Below are 1096 nucleotides of genomic sequence, written 5' to 3'. Positions count from 1 at the left end.
GGAGCAATCGTGCATACCTTCTTCGAAGTGCGGATCCAGGCCTTCCGGACAGATATCGGCACATACGGTGCAGTCGACGCCCTTACCTCGCAAACACCTTGATCCATCGACCTTTGGGCGGAACAGGCGATTAGGCCAGCTGAGTAGCGAGACCAAAGCTCCCAAGGGGCAAAACTTTGAGCACCACTTCCGCAGCACCGTCAGTTCAAGCACGAGCATGAGCGGAAACAGCAGGACACCCCACGACAAAATCTGTAGCCCGAACAGCTGCACTACGGCGATGACGCTGGCGAACGTTAACCCGATTGGGCAGACAAGACAGAAGACAGGAAACCCGAATACCGCCGCACTGAGTAACGTGCCTCCAAGCACAACATGTCGAGAGTCGATGACCGCGCGCCGCTCCTTCGGGCTGCAGGCCGTGCAGGCCCCGCATCCACAATCACGACGCGGCGAAGGTCGTACGACGTGCAGAGACACCGCCTCGCCACCGTCCTCCCGCTTCACCTTCTCCGACCTGATACGAGGAACCTTGCGGGCGACAGCATCAAGGCAGGAGCGCATGGACGGCACGGGACATGCCCACGCGCAGAACACCTTTCCAAGAATGCCGGCGACAACGGTCACGACCAGCAAGAACGCCAACGCTTGCGGAATGAGCAGCTTGGCTGCCAACATCGACTCAAGCGCGCCGAGCGGGCAGATCGCCGCGATCGACTCCCATCCGAACGACGAGAGCGTGCCGAAGCCCGCCCCGAACACGATCCCTACGCAGGCCGCGAGGAACACGCCGGCAACCGTCAACCGACGCGCCAGGGTCTTCTTCACCAGCCGCTCTTGCACTGAAGTATCCGAAACCGCCTCGATAGACGCATCGCGCGCAGGCATCTCCTGCTCGAAATCGGATGCAGCTTCTTCCGGAGCGCCCGAAGCGCTGTTCGTTTGCGTCATGATCAGCTTTGCCTCCCTCGTATAGAACGTCCCTGCATGTCAACCACGCCGAACGATATTGATGCCGCGCGGGATTCTCCCGGTTTGGCGATAGTAGGAAAGCGAGCTCGCGGAAGCAATATCCCCCGCCCCAGCGCGCTCCTCC

At 60.9% G+C, this 1096-nt stretch carries 1 protein-coding gene; it reads right to left on the bottom strand.

The annotated features are described in order from the left end of the window. Nucleotides 1-951 (bottom strand): 4Fe-4S binding protein (locus tag RR842_RS14805; protein WP_332730333.1); only part of this gene is annotated, 951 nt, incomplete at its 3' end. Nucleotides 952-1096: the final 145 nt, after the last annotated feature.

Origin of the sequence: Gordonibacter sp., from assembly GCF_036667095.1 — a bacterium.
In the GTDB taxonomy this organism is placed as follows: Bacteria; Actinomycetota; Coriobacteriia; order Coriobacteriales; family Eggerthellaceae; genus Gordonibacter.
The sequence above is the reverse complement of the archived record's forward strand: the minus strand, read 5'-3'. Positions and strand labels throughout refer to the sequence as shown.